We start from the raw sequence: 16991 nt of genomic DNA, 5'->3' as shown, positions 1-16991 counted from the left end.
ACCAAGCAGAAGCGCACGCACGTAAATCGCCTAGGAACTATCGCGTCCTCCGGCAGTTGGTGGTGTGCGAGAAGGAGAGCGCCGATGACCCCAGATATTCGAAACTCCACGTTCTATGTGTTGACCCAGGACGATCCCTCCGCGCCAACAGACGCGGTTCCGGTTGGCTTCGAAGAGGCCTATGAGGAGGCTCAAAGGCGCACCGAAAGCGGTTTGGCGGTTCATGTCCTTTATACTGAAGACGCAACTCAAATGCAGCTGACGCGGTTTACTGAGGCCGGAATCAGAACGAGCTTGGCTTCGCAAGGGTAAGGGGAACAGTCGGTTCTCGGCGATCGACAGGATTCACGTTCTGCCTGAGAAGTGATGAGGCCAGCAGTTTACCTTTCACCCGGTGTGATCGCCGCTGTTGTCCTCGTTATTGCCTGGGCTTACCGGACGCTTTTTGCTTTAAGCGACACGTTGATGGTGTTCGTCCTGGAGAACTCTCAAGATCGCGACAGCATAGCTATGCAGGCCTAACTTCATGAGCATTCAGACCTCCAAGGCGAAACGAGTATGTCGGTATCGAGAAGCTGGACAAACACGCGCTGCGAGCGCTGATCACGGTGTTGGAAAGACAAGCCGGGCGGTCTGGCGAAGAGGGAGATCGAGCGCCATCGCGCGGCCTCGGGCGTCGACTTGAGGTCCGAGCGATAAGCGGTCGCAGGCCGCGTCAAGCCGACCGCTATGGAGATGGAGAACATCCGGATTTTTCCGCCCTCTCCTTTGGCCCACGCAATGGCAGTCGAGCTCGCTACCCACCCCTCCCGCGACGGTCGGTCCGCCAGCGCTCGCCAAGATATCGACAGACGACGATACAACCTTCAAAAATGTACGAGAATGGAATCGTCGCAGTTTGCGTCTTCAAGGCAAAGTCGCACTGCCGAAGCGTAAAATCTGGTCGCGTAGGGATCTCTCAGCGACGCGACGGGCGGCCTCTCGATATTCGAACCAGACAAGTTTGCGCTCGCCCTTCTCCGGAAAGTTCCCGCGCAGGCCAGCAACTTTCATCGCAAAAACGCGGACCGTGCAAGAAACTTTCAGCCCACTGTCTAACTTCTTCCTGTAGAGGTAGTGGCCAATTGGAGCCCTCTCACAGCTCCCTTTTACACCGGCCTCTTCGAACGCCTCCCTTGCCGCGACCTCATGAGCACGTTTTCCTTTCATGGGCCACCCCTTTGGGATGACCCAGCGACCGGTATCCCGGCTGGTGATGAGAAGTATTTCGAGCGGATGCCCTGTGCGGACACGGTAGCACAAGGCCGCATACTGCAACCTCGGCGGACGACGAAGCATCAACTGCACGTCGGCAAGGACCCTGTGCAGCAATTGCATGGAACGTTTTCTCCCTCGGCGCGAAAAGAGGTTGAAGAGGACGTCAAATGAACAGTGGAGCCTGTCGTTTGGTTCCTCCGAATTGCTGGACGGGAACCCGAAACCAATCGACGAGTTTACCGATAATCGCCACATGAGGATTTACCAATGACCGATCGTCTGATGATGCAAGACCCCCGAACACAGTACCCCTCGCCGCCGTTTGACCCTCAACCACAATCCATGCCCGGTATTGTTGGTAGGATGCATCCAAAGCCCGATCACGGCGAGAAAACCTACAAAGGGGCAGGTCGGCTGAAAGGGCGCAAAGCCCTTATCACCGGAGGCGATTCTGGCATCGGACGAGCCGCTGCGATTGCGTTTGCACGGGAGGGTGCCGACGTCGCCATATCGTTCCTGCCGGAGGAAGAACCGGACGCGAAAGAGGTTATCGAGTTGATCGAGGCCGAGGGCCGCAAGGCGCTCGCCTTGCCGGGTGATGTGAAGGATGAAGACTGGTGCCGCGCGTTGGTGTCGCGGGCACTGTCCGAGCTTGGTGGCATAGATATCCTGGTGATCAACGCGGCCCGACAACAGTTTCGCAAGAACGTCTCGCTTGTAACGTCCGAGGACTTTGACGCCACGCTGAAGACCAACCTCTACGCCTTGCACTGGATTGCTCAGGCCGCCGAGCCGCACTTGCCCCCAGGCGCGTCCGTCATCACAACCGCGTCCATCCAGGCATATCAGCCATCGCCAATTCTCCTCGACTACGCCACGACCAAAGCTGGGATCGTCGCCTACACCAAGGCACTCGCAAAACAACTCATCGAGAAGGGTGTCCGGGCCAACGTCGTGGCACCGGGTCCGTTCTGGACGGTCTTGCAGCCAAGCGGCGGCCAGCCTGACGAGAAAGTGAAGAACTTCGGGAAGGACAGCGATTTCGGTCGGCCCGGCCAGCCGGTTGAGCTGGCCCCAATTTACGTCTTCCTCGCCTCGCAGGAGGCAAGTTTCGTCAATGGTGAAGTTTACGGTGCGACCGGCGGAAAAGGCGTTGATTGATGCCGTATGATTTCGGCGCGGCCGTTGCCCTACCAAAATCAGGGCCGAACCGCCGAGCGACGTTCGCGGTTAGAACTTCGTCGGCGCTGGGCAGAAGCGCAAGCCGAGCGAAGCAAACCGGAGACAAGGAAGGCACGTCGAGAGGAAAAACTGGGGGAGCAGGATGGAAAGGCCAAGGGCATGGAAAAAGTGCAGGCGCGCTATCCGATACTCCTCGATGGGAGATCGTCCTACGAGCGCGCGTAACCGGGTCTGACGGCGAACTAGCGGATCTCAGAACGGTCCGTAATCTCTATTTCCCTCCATGGGTGCGATGGAATTGTCTGGGCTACCTGGCCGCGGGTTCACTCGATGAACTGGTAAGGACCTGGCCCGAAAAAACGTCGCCGACCTCTGAACTCAAGCGGGGCTGATGGTTTCCGACATTGGAAGATTTGCGGCAGGCGCGTCGCGGGGGCCGATTGAAACGAGAAGCCGGGAGGCGTAGAGGTGAGGAGAGACAATGCGGTAAATGATCAGCAACGGGCGCTGGAACAGTTTCTGCGGCTTCCGCCGCTGGAACCGGGCGAGCTTGCCGGCCTCTGGCAAGGTCGGGGAGTTCCAACTGGTCATCCCTTCGATGGCGTCTTGGAGAACCTCGGCTGGTTCGGCAAACGGTTCAATCCGGATCTGCGGGCCGATGCCCTTCTTTTTCACGTCGGTGGGCGAAAACTGCGAGCCATCGATCCGAAGTGGGTTCCGCTTCCCCTCGCACTTCGCTTTCATGCGTTTGGAAGAACGGCCCTTGCCGCCGTGCTTTTTGCCCGTCTTCAACCGTGCCTTCAGGCAAAGGGTCCCGTCGCCTCGATCAAAACGGTTGTCTTTGAAGGCGTCGCAAGCGCGGCCATGATCTATGACGACCAGCCAATGGTTGAATAGCCCCGAGTTTCGTAGACACCCTCGGGTTAGATTTTCTGCTGCTTCTCGAACTCGACGGGTGACAGCATCCCGTTCCTGACGTGTTTGCGTTTCGGGTTGTAGAACATTTCGATGTAGTCGAACACGTCCTGGCGAGCTTCATCGCGTGAACGGTAGACCCTGCGACGTATCCTCTCTCGCTTCAGAAGATTGAAGAAGCTCTCGGCCACCGCATTGTCATGGCAGTTGCCGCGTCGGCTCATCGAGTGAACCAGATTGTGGTGCCTGAGGAACGAGGCCCAGTCCATGCTGGTGAATTGCGAGCCCTGATCGGAGTGGATCAGCACTTTGTCCTTCGGTTTGCGTCGCCACACCGCCATGAGCAGAGCCTGCAATACGACGTCCGTGGTTTGGCGGCTCTGCATCGCCCAGCCGATGACCCGGCGGGAATAGAGGTCGATGACGACGGCCAAATAAGCAAAACCTTCGCAGGTCCGGATATAGGTGATGTCCGTGACCCAGGCCTTGTCCGGAGCCGCTACGTCAAACTGCCGGTCGAGCGTGTTGTCGATAGCGACGGCAGGCCTGCCGCCATAGATGCCGGGACGGCGTTTGTAGCCAATCTGCGCCTTGATCCCGGCGAGACGGGTCAGACGCGCAACCCGGTTCGGGCAGCATATCTCGCCCTGATCGAGAAGGTCGTCGTGCAGCTTGCGATAACCGTAGACCTTCCCGCTCTCTTCCCATGCCTTCAGGAGCAGATCGGTCTGTCGTTTGTCCTCGTTGGCTCGCCTGCTCAGCGGGTTCTTCAGCCAGGTGTAAAATCCACTGGGATGAACCCGCAGAAGGCGGCAGATCGTCCGCACCGAAAACTGCAAGCGATGCAGAGCAATGAACGCGTACTTCACTTTGCATCCCTGGCGAAATACGCGGCCGCTTTTTTTAGGATATCTCGCTCCTCGGTAACGCGAGCCAGTTCCTTCTTTAGCCGCCTGATCTCCTCGGTCTCGTCGTTGCCCTTGGCGTTCGACGCAGCAAACTTCTTCTTCCATTCGTAGAGCGAATGCTGGCTGACGCCGAGACGCTGCGAAACCTCAGCAACCGGATAGCCTCGCTCCGTGATCTGGCGCACCGCGTCACGCTTAAACTCTTCGCTGAAATTCGATTTGCTCATGATGCTCTTCTTGCCTCAAAATTAGGAAAGAAGGCGTCTACAAATCTCGGTGCTATTCAGGTCGACCATTTTCGACGGATCAATGACGACAGCTTGATGGGACTGATGACCATGCGAGATGACGATCGGTTTTATGTCTTTGAACTTGAGAGGGTCATCGATCCCACCGCGCTGGTGCAGAACCTGCCCGTGGGCTGACGAGAGCCAGCCGTGCCGTCGTCAAGGTCTAAGGGTCGCGGATGGTTCATTTCCGGGGACGACGCTCCGCTGCGACCGACTTTTTCAAGGCGTCCATGATGTTGACGACGTTGCTGGGTGGCGATGGTGTGGTTGACGATTTGGACTTGGCCCTGGACGGTTTCTTTATCGCCTTCTTCTTGGCAGCGATGATGTCGACCAGGCGTTCCTGCACGGGGTCCTCCACCATGCTGGGGCTCCAATCCTTCGTCAGCTTCTTTATCAATCGCTGCACAAGCGGCATCATCTCGGGGTCCGCCTTGGCGTCGCTCGCGGTGGTGAAGTACGTTTCTTCGCCACGAACTTCGTCGCCGTAGCGCAATGTCCAGAGCACGATCCCCTTGCCACGCGGCTCGAGCATGACGGCTCGTTCCCGACGCGATATGACCAGTCGTGAAATACCGACCATTTTCTGGGCTTCCATCGCATCTCGGATAACAGAAAAGGCCTCCTGGCCGACCGGTTCGCTCGGAGAAAGGTAGTAAGGCGTATCGAGCCATATCCACTCGAGGCTGTCGCGCGGGGTGAACGTCGAGATATCAATGGTCCTGGTGCTTTCGAGTGCGACGGTCTCAAGCTCCTCGTCCTCGATCACGACGTACTCCTTTTCCCCGCGCTGGTAACCCATGACCTCATCGTCTTCCTTGACCTCTTCCCCGGTTACCGCATCGACGAAGTGACTGACGACACGGTTCTCGGTCTCGCGATTAAGCGTGTGGAAGCGAACCTTTTCGCTATCGGACGTGGCCGGCATCATCTCAACCGGGCACGTCACCAGCGAGAGTTTCAAATAGCCTTTCCAGTACGGGCGGACAGCCATGGCTCAATCTCCCGTCAGCCGGTGCGACGCGACGTTGCCGCCTGTTTCGACTTGGGAGACGAGCTCGACTCCTTTTGCCGACGAGCGCCCTTGTTTGCGTTGGCCGCTTGACGCTTGGACTTCGACTTGCTCGCATTGATGCCTGCGCTCTCGCGGAGCGCCTTGAGCAGATCGCCGGGCTTGGATGCTACGGGCAACTTTTTCTTCGGCAGTGCACGCCCCTCGATTTTGGCTTTGACCAGCTCGGCAAGAGCCGCCTCGTACCGATCGTCAAAGTCGCCGGGGTCAAAACTGCCTTTCTTTGTGCGGATAATGTGCTCTGCAAGTTCCAGCATCTCGCCCTCTATCTTGAGGTCGGGAAGCTCCTGGAACGCCTCTTTCGAAGATCGCACTTCATAGTCAAAGTTGAGGGTTGCCGCCACCAGCCCCTTGCCGTGTGCGCGGACAAGTACGGTTCGTAGCCGGCGAAAAAGCACGGTCTTGGCGATCGCGGCGACCTTGGCCTTAGCCATCCCATCACGGAGCAGTCCGAAAGCCTCCCCGCCCATCTTGTCGGGTGCAAGATAGTAGGGTTTGTCGAAATAGGTTGTGTCGATCTGCGAGCAGGGAATGAAGGCCTCGATCTTCAGGGTCTTGTCGCTTTCCGGAACCACCGCTGCGACTTCTTCAGGTTCCAGGACGACGTATCGTCCACCCTCGATTTCATAGCCTTTTACCTGATCGTCGGCCTGAACGGGCTCTCCCGACTCGCTGTCAACGAACTCGCGCTTTACCCGGTTGCCTGTTTTTCGATTGAGCCTATGGAAGCTGATGCGTTCGGACGAGGACGCGGCGGTGTAAAGTGCCACTGGACAGGTGACCTCTCCGAACTTGATGTAGCCTTTCCAGTTCGCTCGCGGGGCAACCATGGCTCCATTCCTTTCGACACCCGGGAGGACGCAACCTGTCGGTATGCAAATCGTTCCACGGTCAATTTCGTCAAACTCTACGAAACGTCTAAGCGCTTTTGTCAGGTGCCGTTGTTGCGCCTGAGTTGGGCGCCGGGACGAGAGAGCCTGCCAATCATCAGGAACGTGCGAAGGCCAGTTTACGGTTCAGGTGATCTGAACGCATCATGGCCGCCTTGGTTCAAACTAGCGCATGCTCTCGAGACGTTGACGTTCCTTCTCGACTTCGTCGGCGGTGTAGGGATCGAGCGTCTCGTCAAAGCGTGTCCAGCCCTGTTCCGTGTAGGCGGCGCGGCGTTGGACAGGATCCACCCAGGTACCTCGGCGCAGGATCGCTTCGGCATCCGCCTGGAGCGCGTCGTCGACCCGTGCCGTGACGACCGTGCCACCGCGCCGTACGCCTTCCGCATAGACATGGGCATGTTCCTCCGGAACGCCCGAATCCGTCATCGCTCCGATAATCCCGCCGGCGGCACCACCTGCTACCGCGCCGGCGGCAGCACCAGCCGCGGTCGCGGCAAGCCAACCGGCTGCGACCACCGGCCCGACACCGGGAATGGCCATGAGCCCGAGACCAGTCAACAGGCCGCCAATGCCACCGACCGCAGCGCCGACACCGGCGCCCGTTCCAGCGCCTTCAGCCGCGTTGCTTTCGTCTGCAGTGCCGTACCAATCGCCAACATTGTTGGAAACGATGCTGATGTCGTCCGACGGAACGCCGCGATCTTCAAGGGCTGACACTGCTGCTTGGGCGTCCGAATAGTCGTCAAAAAGTCCACTAACGGTTTTCATGGGAATTTCCTCTTTGCTGGAGTTAGTTGGCAACAATGTTGCCCTGATAGTCGAGCGCGACCTGCATGGATTTGCCGTCCTTCGAGGCCGTTGCACGCCAGACGCCCTTGTCGTCGAGCTTTAGACCGGTCACATCGGTGTAGCCGGCGTCAGTAAGGCGATCCTTGGCCTGTTCTTCCGTGAAACTGTTGGCGCCGGCGACGGGCGCTGTTGGATTGGTGGTGTCTGGTGTTGCCACGGCAGGCGTATCACCATCTGCCGTAGCCGGAGGTGTGGCGGTCTGCGCGAGCGCGCCCAAACTCGATGCGCCGAGGAAGACCGCGGCGAGCAGTACGTTCTTCATGATGTTCGGTTCCTTTTTCTCAGCCCGTTAACGGCAATGTTCAAACTCGGCGAAACGCTTTTGGTTCCTAAGCATTTGGTCTTTTCCACTCCCGACCGGAGCACTCGAACCATGAGCGGAGGCTAGTCCGCAATTCTTTGCGCTTACGCAAGTTGCATTTGCCGAAGTCGGGTGGGAGCCGCTTTTAGCATCAAGAAGTCAACGCCGGACGTTCTCTGCTTTGTAGGAAATGTGATTGCTGCGGATAGTCGACGTGCCATCGTGAGCCGAGCCTCACTGGCACGCCCGATGTCTGGCGCCGCAAATCTCGTTTAGCGTTGGCCCTCGAACGCCGTCCGCCGAGACCCATCGGTTAGAAGGTGCCATGCTTATTTTCTGGCGCTTTTGCCTCTTTGCATAAGAAGCTGCATTTCTTCAAATCGGCGTCGGCGTTCGCCATCTTCCTGGTCGGAAGAGTAGCAAGTCCGGGAGACGCAGAAGCGTAGGAGTTTTGTGATCGGATTTGGCTGATCGAATTCGCAGTCGAACGTATCTGACATTTCGGCCTTCTTCGTATCCGATCTCTCAGAATATTTGAAGCGGACGCCAGGGGGCTTAAGCTCAGGGAACGATTGCACGACCCCGACATTCAGCGTGTCGGTCATGAAAAAATTCCTTGCGACCGACGTGCAGGCCGATTCAAGTTCGGCACTTTGGGCAAAGGCTGGGCCAGCGATAAGAACTGCGGTGACAGGAAGCCATTTCATTTTCCTCTCCATTCGCACCTGGTCCACACGAAAAGGTTGTTGCGTGAACCCGAAAAGACCGGGAAAAGTTCCAATCCATGAGCAAAATGCGGACAACCGATAGAAACCCACGCCTGGTCCAAGAAAATCTCCTGCCACCACGACCTCATCGAGGTTTCAAGGAGCGAATGGAGGGACGCCGAGCTTAGAGGTGGGCCGCCAGTCGATGTCGTCATGCTGGACAAGAACCTTCAGGGGATAGCGGGCTTCCGGTAGCAGACGCCTGCAAGGAGAAATCGATAGCGTTTCTTATCTTGAAGTTCGGGAGCGCCCAAACTGCCCCAATTCTCTCCAAGCCGTTTTCGAGCTAGGCCTCATCGAGGGGGTTGAGGCCCTTCTTGAGCAAAGCAAGAGGAACGGCATCTTCCTCAACATGATCGGTCAGTAGAGTCCTAAGCTCGCAGCACCGCAGTTGGCGGACGCCGCGGTGCTGTGCAGGGGCTGAGGGAATCCCTGCGCAGGGCGGGGTTGTTCCACGAGATCGATCGCAGTCGCCCAGCGTCTTCATTGGGCAGCGCCTTCGGATCGAACAAACGCCAAGCCGAGTGGCCGTATGAGGCAGGGAACAAGATAGCGATCCGCTGGTTGGAGCGCAACGAAGGGCCCGCGTCAGATAACCAGGAGGTTTGTGATGATCGAAAACCCGGAGAACCGTAGACAACAACAGCAACCTATTTCGCCCTCACAAGAAGGCGGCCCTTATTCTGGGGGGGGCGAGAGCGATGCAGGTCGGCCCCGCGTCGACCAGAACGTCGCGAGTGACGATCTTTCGGGCCAGGCAAAAGCGGCAGCAGCCAAAGTCGTGGATGACGAAAAGGGGGCATTGGCGCGCCAATTGCGTGGTCTTGCTGGCGCCATGGAGAAGGTGGGATCTGAACTTCGCGATTCCGATCAACCGGGGCTTGGCCGCTACACCCAGGACCTTGGAAATTCGATCGGACGGCTGGCCCGCGAATGCGAAGACCGGGATCTCGGTGAAATCGCGTCGATTGCAGAAAACTATGGGCGGAAGCAGCCCCTTGCCTTTCTTGGCATGGCAGCGATTGCGGGACTGGCAGCGAGCCGATTTCTGATCGCTTCGGCAAAGCGAACGGCCACCAAGACATCGAACTCCTCGTCATCCCCCCGCGCAGGCGACGATTGGTCATTTGAAAAGGACTTCCGCGATGCATAACCCCCGTGACGACCGCTCTTTACCCGACCTGATGACGGGACTGGTGACCGATATAGCCGGACTGTTTCGCAAGGAGATCGACCTCGCCAAGGCCGAGGCAAGCGAGAATATTGACCGGGCGATCGGCAGCATCGAGACGCTCATGGTTGGCCTTATCTTTGCTATTGCCGCGATCGGCGTGCTTCTGAGCGCTGTGGTCGAGGGTCTGGGCGCCTTTTTGATGCAGCAGGGAATGCAAGAGGCAAATGCCCATGCGCTCTCAGCGGTCGCGGTTGGTCTTGTCGTCGGCGTCCTCGCGTGGGTTATGATTTCGCGCAGCCTTGCCAGGCTCGGAAACCGCAGCATTCGGTTTGAAAAAACGACGGCGTCGCTCCAGCGCGACCTGGACGTGGCCAAGGAGACAGTGAAATGAACGTCGACATGCATTCGTCCGCCGACCTTCAACGGGAGATCGAGACGGACCGTCAAAGGATTGAAGAAAAACTGCATGCCATTCAAGAGCGAATGTCGCCTGGCGAATTAATGGATGAATTCATCGCCTATGCCAGAAGGAGTGGAGGTGCCGACTTCCTCAACAATCTGGGTGGGGCAATGAAGGCGAACCCGATCCCGGTCGCATTGACAGGGATCGGTCTTGCATGGCTCCTTGCCGATCCCGCCTCGCGAGCGCCTCAAGCGTCGGGCGTTGAGAAGGGAGTGGATGATTACCCGCTTGCGAGAGTAAAGGGCAACTTGCGACGGGTCGGACCGATCGAGGCAAATTTTGGCGAGCGCTACAGCCATTTTGAGGATGAGGACGGCAGTCGTTTTCGCGCGAAGACCGATGCGGCCGGCCGAAGGGCCGGTCACTTCGTCGATCCAAGTGGAACCGTCTATCGCGGTTTCGCCGATACGTCGGGCCAGGCGATTGCGGAAATCCGGGATGAGGCAGGCAGTTTGTTCGATGAAACAACCGGCTGGGCATCAGCGACATGGCGCGAGGTGAAGGGGGCGGCCAGCGGTGTCTCCGGTGCCGTTTCAGATGCCGCCCGGTCAGCAGCCGACAGCATTCGGAGCGCCCATGAGAGTGCTCAGGATCACGGGGCGCAGCTGAATGCCGCCATGCTCAAGACATTTCGAGATCAGCCTCTGGTTGGCGGAGCGCTGGCCTTTGCGATCGGTGCGGCCATCGGAGCGGCACTCCCCGCAACGGACTTTGAGGATGAGACCGCTGGCGAGGTTTCGGATCGCGTTCGCGGCCAGCTTCAAGCAACGGCTGGTGCAGCTGCCGAGGGCGCGATCGAGGGTGCCAAGAGCGCCTTGGGAGAGGCCAACAAGCCTGAAAACGAAAACCCTTCTGGCTGACGGCCGGAAATTGTCACTGACCGCAACCTTGCGGACGCCTGCTGTTTGCTAGGGGCAGAGGCGATCCCCGCGCGCGCTGAGGATTTGCGATCTTGGCGTTCAGGAGAATGCCGAGCGCGTCGCGAAGTCTCCCCTGCTTTTGGGAGTGGCGGCAGCCGTTCTTCGGTTCCTGCGGCAATGCGGCGCGCCTCGCTCAATCGGGCGGAACGCCGTCATGCGATGGGCAAATTCGATAACGCGCACGAATTTGTCCGCTCTTGTGCCGAGCGCACAATCGCAGATTGCATCCTTGCCGCTCAGGCCGTAAGCGGCAACGAGCAACGGAACCTCCCTGTCGAGAGCGGTGCGTAGCTCACCGTTCAACACCTACCAATCCCGAGAAGTTAAAATCGGCGCGGGAACGCTTTCTGGAACTTTGCGGGGAGGCTCGGGTTAAGCGATCAACTCTTCTGGAAAGGACAGTAAAACGCCACGCCTCCGATCTCAAAGACGAAAATTGCTCCAAAGGCTGCCCTCAATCGCGGTTGCTCTGCCTGGCTGCCAGGGCACTCAATCCGCGTTGAGCCCTGCGGGTTCGGAAGCAGAGGCGACGTTGACCCTGTTTGTCGTCATGTCCTTCGGCGCAGCCGCGATCTGGTTCGCGGTGGTCGCCTTCGTCTGCTTTGCCGTGCGCAGTCAAAGACGAGTTTTCGCAGAGCCTGCCGCAAGCCGGCTCGTCCTGTGGGGCGGCGGCGTGTTCCCAACTGTGACGCTCTTTGCCCTTTTGACATATGCATTCTGGTTAATGCCGACGCTTAGACCTTCGCCGACTTTTCGCGATGCTACGGATTTTCGGGTCGAAGTCACCGGCAGGCAATATTGGTGGCAGGTGGTCTATGTCCATCGCGGCCTCACAATCGCAGCGGCAAACGAGATCCGCTTGCCGGTCGGTCGGCGAATAGAATTTTTACTGAAGAGCGATGACGTAATCCATTCCTTCTGGATACCCTCTCTCGGGGGCAAGATGGATATGATCCCGGGTCGCGAAAACCGCCTTTCGCTGATGGCGCAAAGAACGGGGGTATTTCGCGGCGCGTGCGCCGAATTTTGCGGGACGTCTCACGCATTCATGGCGCTCACCGCAGTGACCATGGAACCCGACGCGTTCGACGCATGGCTTGCCAGCCAGGCGAAAGCCTCGATAAACGTCGCGGGAGAGGGGCGTGCTCTCTTCTTGCGCCATGGCTGTGGCTCCTGTCATCGCGTTGCGGGCACGGAGGCCGCAGGCGCGGCTGGACCCGATCTTTCTCACCTAGGGTCTCGGCAGATGCTAGGAGCCGGGATCGTCGCCAACACCGAGGACAACATTGCTGGCTTCATCGCGAACCCGGGTGCGATCAAGCCTGGTGCGGCCATGCCCGCTTTCTCCATGCTGGCGCCGCAAGATATCCGTGCAATCGCCGCCTGGCTGAAAGGACTGAGATGACCGAGCCGGGCGCCCGCGCGAGTGAAGAGGAGCGCGCAGCGCAGAGCGAGCGGCTGCGCAAAGTCTGGGAGAATCCGCACGGCTGGCGCTACTGGACGAGCGTCAACAACACGCAGGTCGGGCTGTGGTATGCGTCCACCGCCTTCATCTTTCTGCTCTTTGCCGGCGCGCTGGCATTGATTATGCGGGCGCAATTGGCCATGCCCGACAATGATCTGGTTTCTGCGGACTTCTACAATCAGCTATTCACGCTGCACGGGACCGTCATGATGTTCCTGTTTGCCGTGCCAATCTTCGAGGCAGTGGCGATTTTTCTGTTGCCGCCGATGATCGGGGCTCGAGAGTTGCCGTTTCCGCGACTGGGCGCGTTCGGGTTCTGGAGCTTTTTTCTCGGTGGCATCTTTGTGTGCGGCTCGATTTTCTTTGATGCAGCGCCTTCCTCCGGTTGGTTTATGTATCCGCCGTTGGCAACCGACGAAAAACTTTCCGGCATTGGCGCCGACATCTGGCTGCTAGGCCTCTCTTTCATCGAGGTGGCTTCGATTGCAGCGGCGGTGGAGCTCATCGTCGGGATCATGAAATGTCGCGCACCCGGCATGCGCATCAATCTGATGCCGCTCTTCGCCTGGTATCTGCTGATTGTCGCCGGCATGATCCTCTTTGCATTTCCGCCGCTGATTGCCGGCGATATCCTCTTTGAAATGCAGCGCATGTTCGACTGGCCCTTCTTCGATCCGGCACGCGGCGGCGATCCGCTGCTGTGGCAGCACCTTTTCTGGATCTTCGGCCATCCGGAGGTCTACATCATCTTCCTGCCGGCGATTGCCTTGATGGCGATGATCGTTCCGACCTTTTCGGGGCGTCCGATCGTGGGTTACTCCTGGATCGTGCTTGCCGCGGTCGGCACCGGCTTCCTGTCATTCGGCTTGTGGGTACACCACATGTTCGCGACAGGACTGCCCCAGATATCGCTTGCCTTCTTTTCGGCCGCTTCCGAGGCAGTGGCGATCCCAACGGCGGTTCAAGTCTTCGTCTTCATTGCCACCATGCTTGCGGGCCGCGTCATCCTTTCTACTCCAATGCTGTTCGGGGTAGGCGGCATCGCCATTTTCGTCATCGGCGGGCTAACCGGCGTCATGGTGGCAATTGCGCCCTTCGACTGGCAAGCGCACGACACTTACTTCGTGGTTGCCCACCTCCACTATGTCCTGATTGGAGGGATGCTGTTCCCGGTCGTTGCGGGGATCTACTACTATTACCCCCTTATCGATGCAAAACGCCTGTCCAATACGCTCGGACGCATTGCCTTCTGGCTGATGTTTGTCGGTTTCAACGTCACCTTCTTTCCAATGCATCTGACCGGCCTTTTCGGCATGCCGCGTCGGGTTTTTACCTATCCGGGCGACCTTGGGTGGAACCTCTTGAACCTTGTGTCGTCTGTCGGCGCCATCGTGTTTGCCTTCGGCGTTTTGATCGTGGTGTGGGATGTCCTGCGCCCTAAGCACCGGGAGCCTCGCGCCGAACAAAACCCGTGGAATGCCGGAACGCTTGAATGGGTCAGCGAGCCTGAGGAAAACTGGGGTGTGCGCTCCGTTCCCTTCGTTTCGAGCCGCTATCCACTTTGGGATCAACCGACGCTTGCCCGCGAGATCAGCGAGGGGCGATGGTATCTTCCCGACGCCAAGGAAGGGCGTCGCGAAGGCCTGGTCACCTCCGTGCTCGATGCACGGCCGGAACAGGTCTTGCGCGTTGGCGGCACCTCAAAGGTCACCATCCTCTCGGCCTTCTCGCTCGGTGCCGTGTTCATCGCCTTGACGTTTAAGTGGTGGGTCGCAGGGGCCGTCGCCGCCTTCACCTGTTTCTGCGCGATCCTCTATTGGCTTTGGACGGGGACCGGGGAAATTCCCGAGAAGCCGCACAAGGACGTCGGCGTTGGGCTCGCCTTGCCGCTTTACGCATCCGGTCCGTCTTCAGTCGGCTGGTGGGCCATGTTCATCACGATGGTGGGCGACAGCACCGCCTTTGCGAGCCTGATCTTCGGCTATTTTTTCTATTGGACGATACACGAAGACTTCACGGCGGGATCAGCTGGTCCCGGGATGATGTGGCCACTGGTTTCGGCAGCGCTCTTTGTCTTTGCGTGGCTCGCCACCTTGGCTGCAAGACATTTCAACGCCCTCGCGCGTACGGCGTTCGCGCGTGCCGCTTTGATCGTGGCGCTCGCCCTGACGGTCGTCGCATCCGCGGCTGGCATCGCGGGGCCCTGGTTGCACGCCATGAACCCGACCGCACATGTTTACCCGGCCATCGTCTGGGTGCTGGTTTGCTGGACAGTCGTTCATGCTTGTGTCGGCGCTGTCATGCTAGCCTATTGTCTTGCGCGAAGCCTTGCCGGGCGCCTTACGAAAACCCACGACATGGACCTGCGCAACGTGGCCCTCTACTGGCATTTCCTGGCAATTACGGCGCTCATCACCTTCTTCGTGATCGGTCTTTTCCCGGAGGCACTTTAATGCGTCTGCTGCCAAGGGAAATCGAAACGTTCTGGACGCTGTTCACGGGGCCGGCCATCTGGGCCGGGCACTTCCTGATATGCTACGCCAGCGCGGCGATTTTCTGTGCCAAACCAGCGTTGTTCGCGATGGAGTTCAAATCCTTGCGCCTAGGCATCGCCGTCATCACGGTTTTAGCGCTCGCAGCCATTGGGCTTTCGGCGTTCCTTGCGTGGCGCCAGTGGGGCTTCGGCGCGCACGATCCTCCGCATGACGATCCGACGCGCCACGATCGCCTTCTGTTTCAGGGATTTGCAACCTTGCTGCTTGCCGGCTTGAGTTTCGTCGCCGTCCTGATGACGGCACTGCCGACGATCTTTGTTTCGGAGTGCTTGCGATGAGGGTGCTCTGGCTTGCGAATGGTTGCCTCCTTTTGGCCGTTATCTGGCTTGGCCCGCTTTTGAGTGCGTGGCGCGGCTCGGTTACCGCCCACATGCTCGCGCACATGGGGGTCGTAGCAGTCGCAGCACCTCTGATCGCTATAGGTGTTGCTCCCCGTCTCGCCAGCTGTCGCCGGCCCGTGCTCACCGGGTTGCCGATCGTCGCCTCGCTCGTCGAACTCCTGGTGGTCTGGGGTTGGCATGCACCGGCTGCACGTCGGTTGGCGGAGAGTTCGCTTTGGGGCACCGCCCTTGAGCAGGCCTGCTTTCTAGCCGCCGGGTTGTTCCTATGGTCCACGTGTCTTGCGGCCGGGAGCACGAACAGGTCTTCAAGCAATGCGGCAGGCACCTTCGGTTTGCTGCTGACGAGCGTTCATATGACGCTCCTCGGCGCCCTCTTGGCGCTCAGCCCACGCACGCTCTATCAATTTGGCGATGTCACCTGTTTCGGCACGACCTTGACGGCGGCTCAGGATCAGCAACTCGGCGCCGTTGTCATGCTGATGGTTGGCGCCGCAGCCTATCTCGCAGGTGGGGTCGCCTTGCTTTCCGGTCTGCTTGCAGAGCCAAACCGGAGGGTCGCCTGATGCATGTTCGATGGAAGCACCTGGCCGTCGGGCTCGCCATCCTGCCGATCGTCGTCCTTTTTGCCACCTGGATCGGCTTCTTCAACGTCGGTGCGTCTTCCGGCCATTGGAGAATAACCGAGTGGTTTTTGCATTTTGCCATGCGTTCGGCCGTTCGCACCTATGCGCTCGCCGTTGATGCCCCGGAGAGGCTACCTGATAACGGCATCCCACCGGCAGCCGGTCACTTTGCCCGTGGCTGTGCTACCTGCCACGGTGCGCCGGGCGAACCGCGGTCCCCAGCAGCACTTGCGATGTTGCCGCGACCGCCGGATCTTTCCGCTGTAGTCGAGCAATGGGAGGACGCAGAACTGTTTCGCATCGTGAAGCACGGGGTTCGCTTCACCGGCATGCCGGCGTGGCCGACCCAGGCGCGCGACGACGAAATCTGGAGCATGGTTGCGTTCCTGCGAAAGCTTCCGGCTATGGATGCGGCCACCTATCGTTTGCTCGCCTATCGCGAGAGGCCACAGCCACCCATGCATGCGTTCCGATTTGAAGATGCATTGGCAGAATGTACCCGCTGCCATGGGACCGGTGGGATGGGCTTTAGCCCGCTCACGCCTGTTCTTGCAGGACAGAAGGAGGCCTATCTGCTCGAAAGCCTCAACGCCTATCTCGAGGGACGTAGACCAAGCGGCATGATGCAACTTCCCGTGCAGTCGGTGGATCCGGGGCATCTTAGCGCTCTTGCCAGCCATTTCGCAGCTTTGAAGCGCAATGCGGTGGTGCAACCACTAAAAGACGATCGGGTGGGGCAGGGCGAGCAGATTGCGCAGCACGGCCGTCCCGCCCAAAAAGTTCCGGCATGCTTGGGCTGCCACCAAAATTCGCAACGTAACCCGTCCTACCCAAGGCTTGACGGTCAGCCCGAGGCATTTCTCGCGGCACAACTGAAGCTCTTTCGCGAAGGCTCGCGATCGGGAACTCCGTTCAGCCATTTGATGGAGAAAGCGGCAGAATACCTGTCTGACGCAGATATCGAGAATGTTTCGGCATATTTTTCGAGTTTGCCTCCTGAGGATTGAAACACCTTC

General features: G+C 58.9%; 18 protein-coding genes and 1 pseudogene. 12 read left to right on the top strand and 7 right to left on the bottom strand.

The genetic code is table 11. The features are described from left to right. Positions 1-84: 84 nt before the first annotated feature. Positions 85-312 (top strand): hypothetical protein, encoded by a 228-nt coding sequence (locus tag FA04_RS33365; protein ID WP_034800447.1) that lies wholly within the window; start codon positions 85-87, stop codon positions 310-312. 594 nt (positions 313-906) lie between these two features. On the opposite strand, the gene FA04_RS33355 is transcribed toward FA04_RS33365, so the two are convergent. Continuing rightward, positions 907-1377, bottom strand: coding sequence for an NUDIX hydrolase (locus tag FA04_RS33355; RefSeq protein ID WP_034800443.1), 471 nt, complete (start codon positions 1375-1377; stop codon positions 907-909). Positions 1378-1524: 147 nt separating this feature from the next. On the opposite strand from FA04_RS33355, the gene FA04_RS33350 reads away from it, so the two are divergent. Together FA04_RS33350 and FA04_RS34885 are read left to right on the top strand one after the other, a co-directional pair. Continuing rightward, positions 1525-2418, top strand: coding sequence for an SDR family oxidoreductase (locus FA04_RS33350; protein ID WP_034800441.1), 894 nt, complete (start codon positions 1525-1527; stop codon positions 2416-2418). Between the two features lie 489 nt (positions 2419-2907). Continuing rightward, positions 2908-3333: pseudogene (locus FA04_RS34885) on the top strand (GXWXG domain-containing protein); the annotation flags it as partial. 29 nt (positions 3334-3362) lie between these two features. Here FA04_RS34885 and FA04_RS33335 read toward each other — a convergent pair. Beyond that, a protein-coding gene (locus tag FA04_RS33335) for an IS3 family transposase (protein ID WP_156553149.1) occupies positions 3363-4489 on the bottom strand; the annotation gives its coding sequence in 2 pieces (ribosomal slippage) (positions 3363-4261 and positions 4261-4489; 1128 coding nt in all). Between FA04_RS33335 and FA04_RS36495 the strand changes: the two genes are divergently transcribed. After that, positions 4379-4687 carry a DUF4334 domain-containing protein gene (locus FA04_RS36495; RefSeq protein WP_156553147.1) on the top strand — a complete coding sequence of 103 codons (309 nt, stop codon included), beginning with the start codon at positions 4379-4381 and terminating at the stop codon, positions 4685-4687. The genes FA04_RS33335 and FA04_RS36495 overlap by 111 nt on opposite strands. A 46-nt stretch (positions 4688-4733) precedes the next feature. Here FA04_RS36495 and ku (FA04_RS33325) read toward each other — a convergent pair whose 3' ends face one another. From ku (FA04_RS33325) to FA04_RS33305, 5 genes are all read right to left on the bottom strand, one after another. After that, complete coding sequence (gene ku / locus FA04_RS33325) at positions 4734-5546, bottom strand: non-homologous end joining protein Ku (RefSeq protein WP_034804412.1); 813 nt, start codon at positions 5544-5546, stop codon at positions 4734-4736. A gap of 14 nt (positions 5547-5560) precedes the next feature. Next, positions 5561-6454: a non-homologous end joining protein Ku gene (gene ku, locus FA04_RS33320; RefSeq protein ID WP_034804414.1), complete on the bottom strand. Its 894-nt coding sequence runs from the start codon at positions 6452-6454 to the stop codon at positions 5561-5563. Between the two features lie 225 nt (positions 6455-6679). After that, the gene (locus tag FA04_RS33315) at positions 6680-7285 is read right to left on the bottom strand and encodes a general stress protein (protein WP_029742952.1); all 606 of its coding nucleotides are present in this window, start codon (positions 7283-7285) and stop codon (positions 6680-6682) included. A gap of 22 nt (positions 7286-7307) precedes the next feature. Next, positions 7308-7628 carry a PepSY domain-containing protein gene (locus tag FA04_RS33310; protein WP_029742951.1) on the bottom strand — a complete coding sequence of 107 codons (321 nt, stop codon included), beginning with the start codon at positions 7626-7628 and terminating at the stop codon, positions 7308-7310. Between the two features lie 368 nt (positions 7629-7996). Next, entirely contained in the window at positions 7997-8374 is a 378-nt protein-coding gene (locus FA04_RS33305; protein ID WP_034800313.1) for a hypothetical protein, read from the bottom strand. A 670-nt stretch (positions 8375-9044) separates the two neighbouring features. Here FA04_RS33305 and FA04_RS35500 point away from each other — a divergent pair. The 8 genes from FA04_RS35500 (at position 9045) to FA04_RS33265 (ending at position 16982) form a co-directional block, all read left to right on the top strand. Further along, on the top strand, positions 9045-9587 hold the full coding sequence (locus tag FA04_RS35500) for a nutrient deprivation-induced protein (protein ID WP_143106284.1): 543 nt from the start codon (positions 9045-9047) through the stop codon (positions 9585-9587). After that, complete coding sequence (locus FA04_RS33295) at positions 9580-9999, top strand: phage holin family protein (protein WP_034800315.1); 420 nt, start codon at positions 9580-9582, stop codon at positions 9997-9999. Before FA04_RS35500 ends, FA04_RS33295 begins: the two co-directional genes overlap by 8 nt. After that, positions 9996-10931 (top strand): DUF3618 domain-containing protein, encoded by a 936-nt coding sequence (locus FA04_RS33290; RefSeq protein ID WP_034800319.1) that lies wholly within the window; start codon positions 9996-9998, stop codon positions 10929-10931. Before FA04_RS33295 ends, FA04_RS33290 begins: the two co-directional genes overlap by 4 nt. A gap of 592 nt (positions 10932-11523) precedes the next feature. Next, a complete protein-coding gene (coxB, locus tag FA04_RS33285; protein ID WP_234798837.1) occupies positions 11524-12396 on the top strand; it encodes a cytochrome c oxidase subunit II in 873 nt (290 codons plus the stop codon). After that, positions 12393-14909: a cytochrome c oxidase subunit I gene (gene ctaD / locus FA04_RS33280; RefSeq protein WP_051659540.1), complete on the top strand. Its 2517-nt coding sequence runs from the start codon at positions 12393-12395 to the stop codon at positions 14907-14909. The genes coxB and ctaD overlap by 4 nt, the downstream gene beginning before the upstream one ends. Then, complete coding sequence (locus tag FA04_RS33275; RefSeq protein WP_034800322.1) at positions 14909-15289, top strand: hypothetical protein; 381 nt, start codon at positions 14909-14911, stop codon at positions 15287-15289. The genes ctaD and FA04_RS33275 overlap by 1 nt, the downstream gene beginning before the upstream one ends. Next, complete coding sequence (locus tag FA04_RS33270; protein ID WP_034800324.1) at positions 15286-15915, top strand: cytochrome c oxidase assembly protein; 630 nt, start codon at positions 15286-15288, stop codon at positions 15913-15915. The genes FA04_RS33275 and FA04_RS33270 overlap by 4 nt, the downstream gene beginning before the upstream one ends. Next, positions 15915-16982: a c-type cytochrome gene (locus FA04_RS33265; RefSeq protein WP_034800326.1), complete on the top strand. Its 1068-nt coding sequence runs from the start codon at positions 15915-15917 to the stop codon at positions 16980-16982. Before FA04_RS33270 ends, FA04_RS33265 begins: the two co-directional genes overlap by 1 nt. Positions 16983-16991: the final 9 nt, after the last annotated feature.

It is taken from the genome of Ensifer adhaerens (assembly GCF_000697965.2).
Classification (GTDB): Bacteria; Pseudomonadota; Alphaproteobacteria; order Rhizobiales; family Rhizobiaceae; genus Ensifer; species Ensifer adhaerens.
The sequence above is the reverse complement of the archived record's forward strand: the minus strand, read 5'-3'. Positions and strand labels throughout refer to the sequence as shown.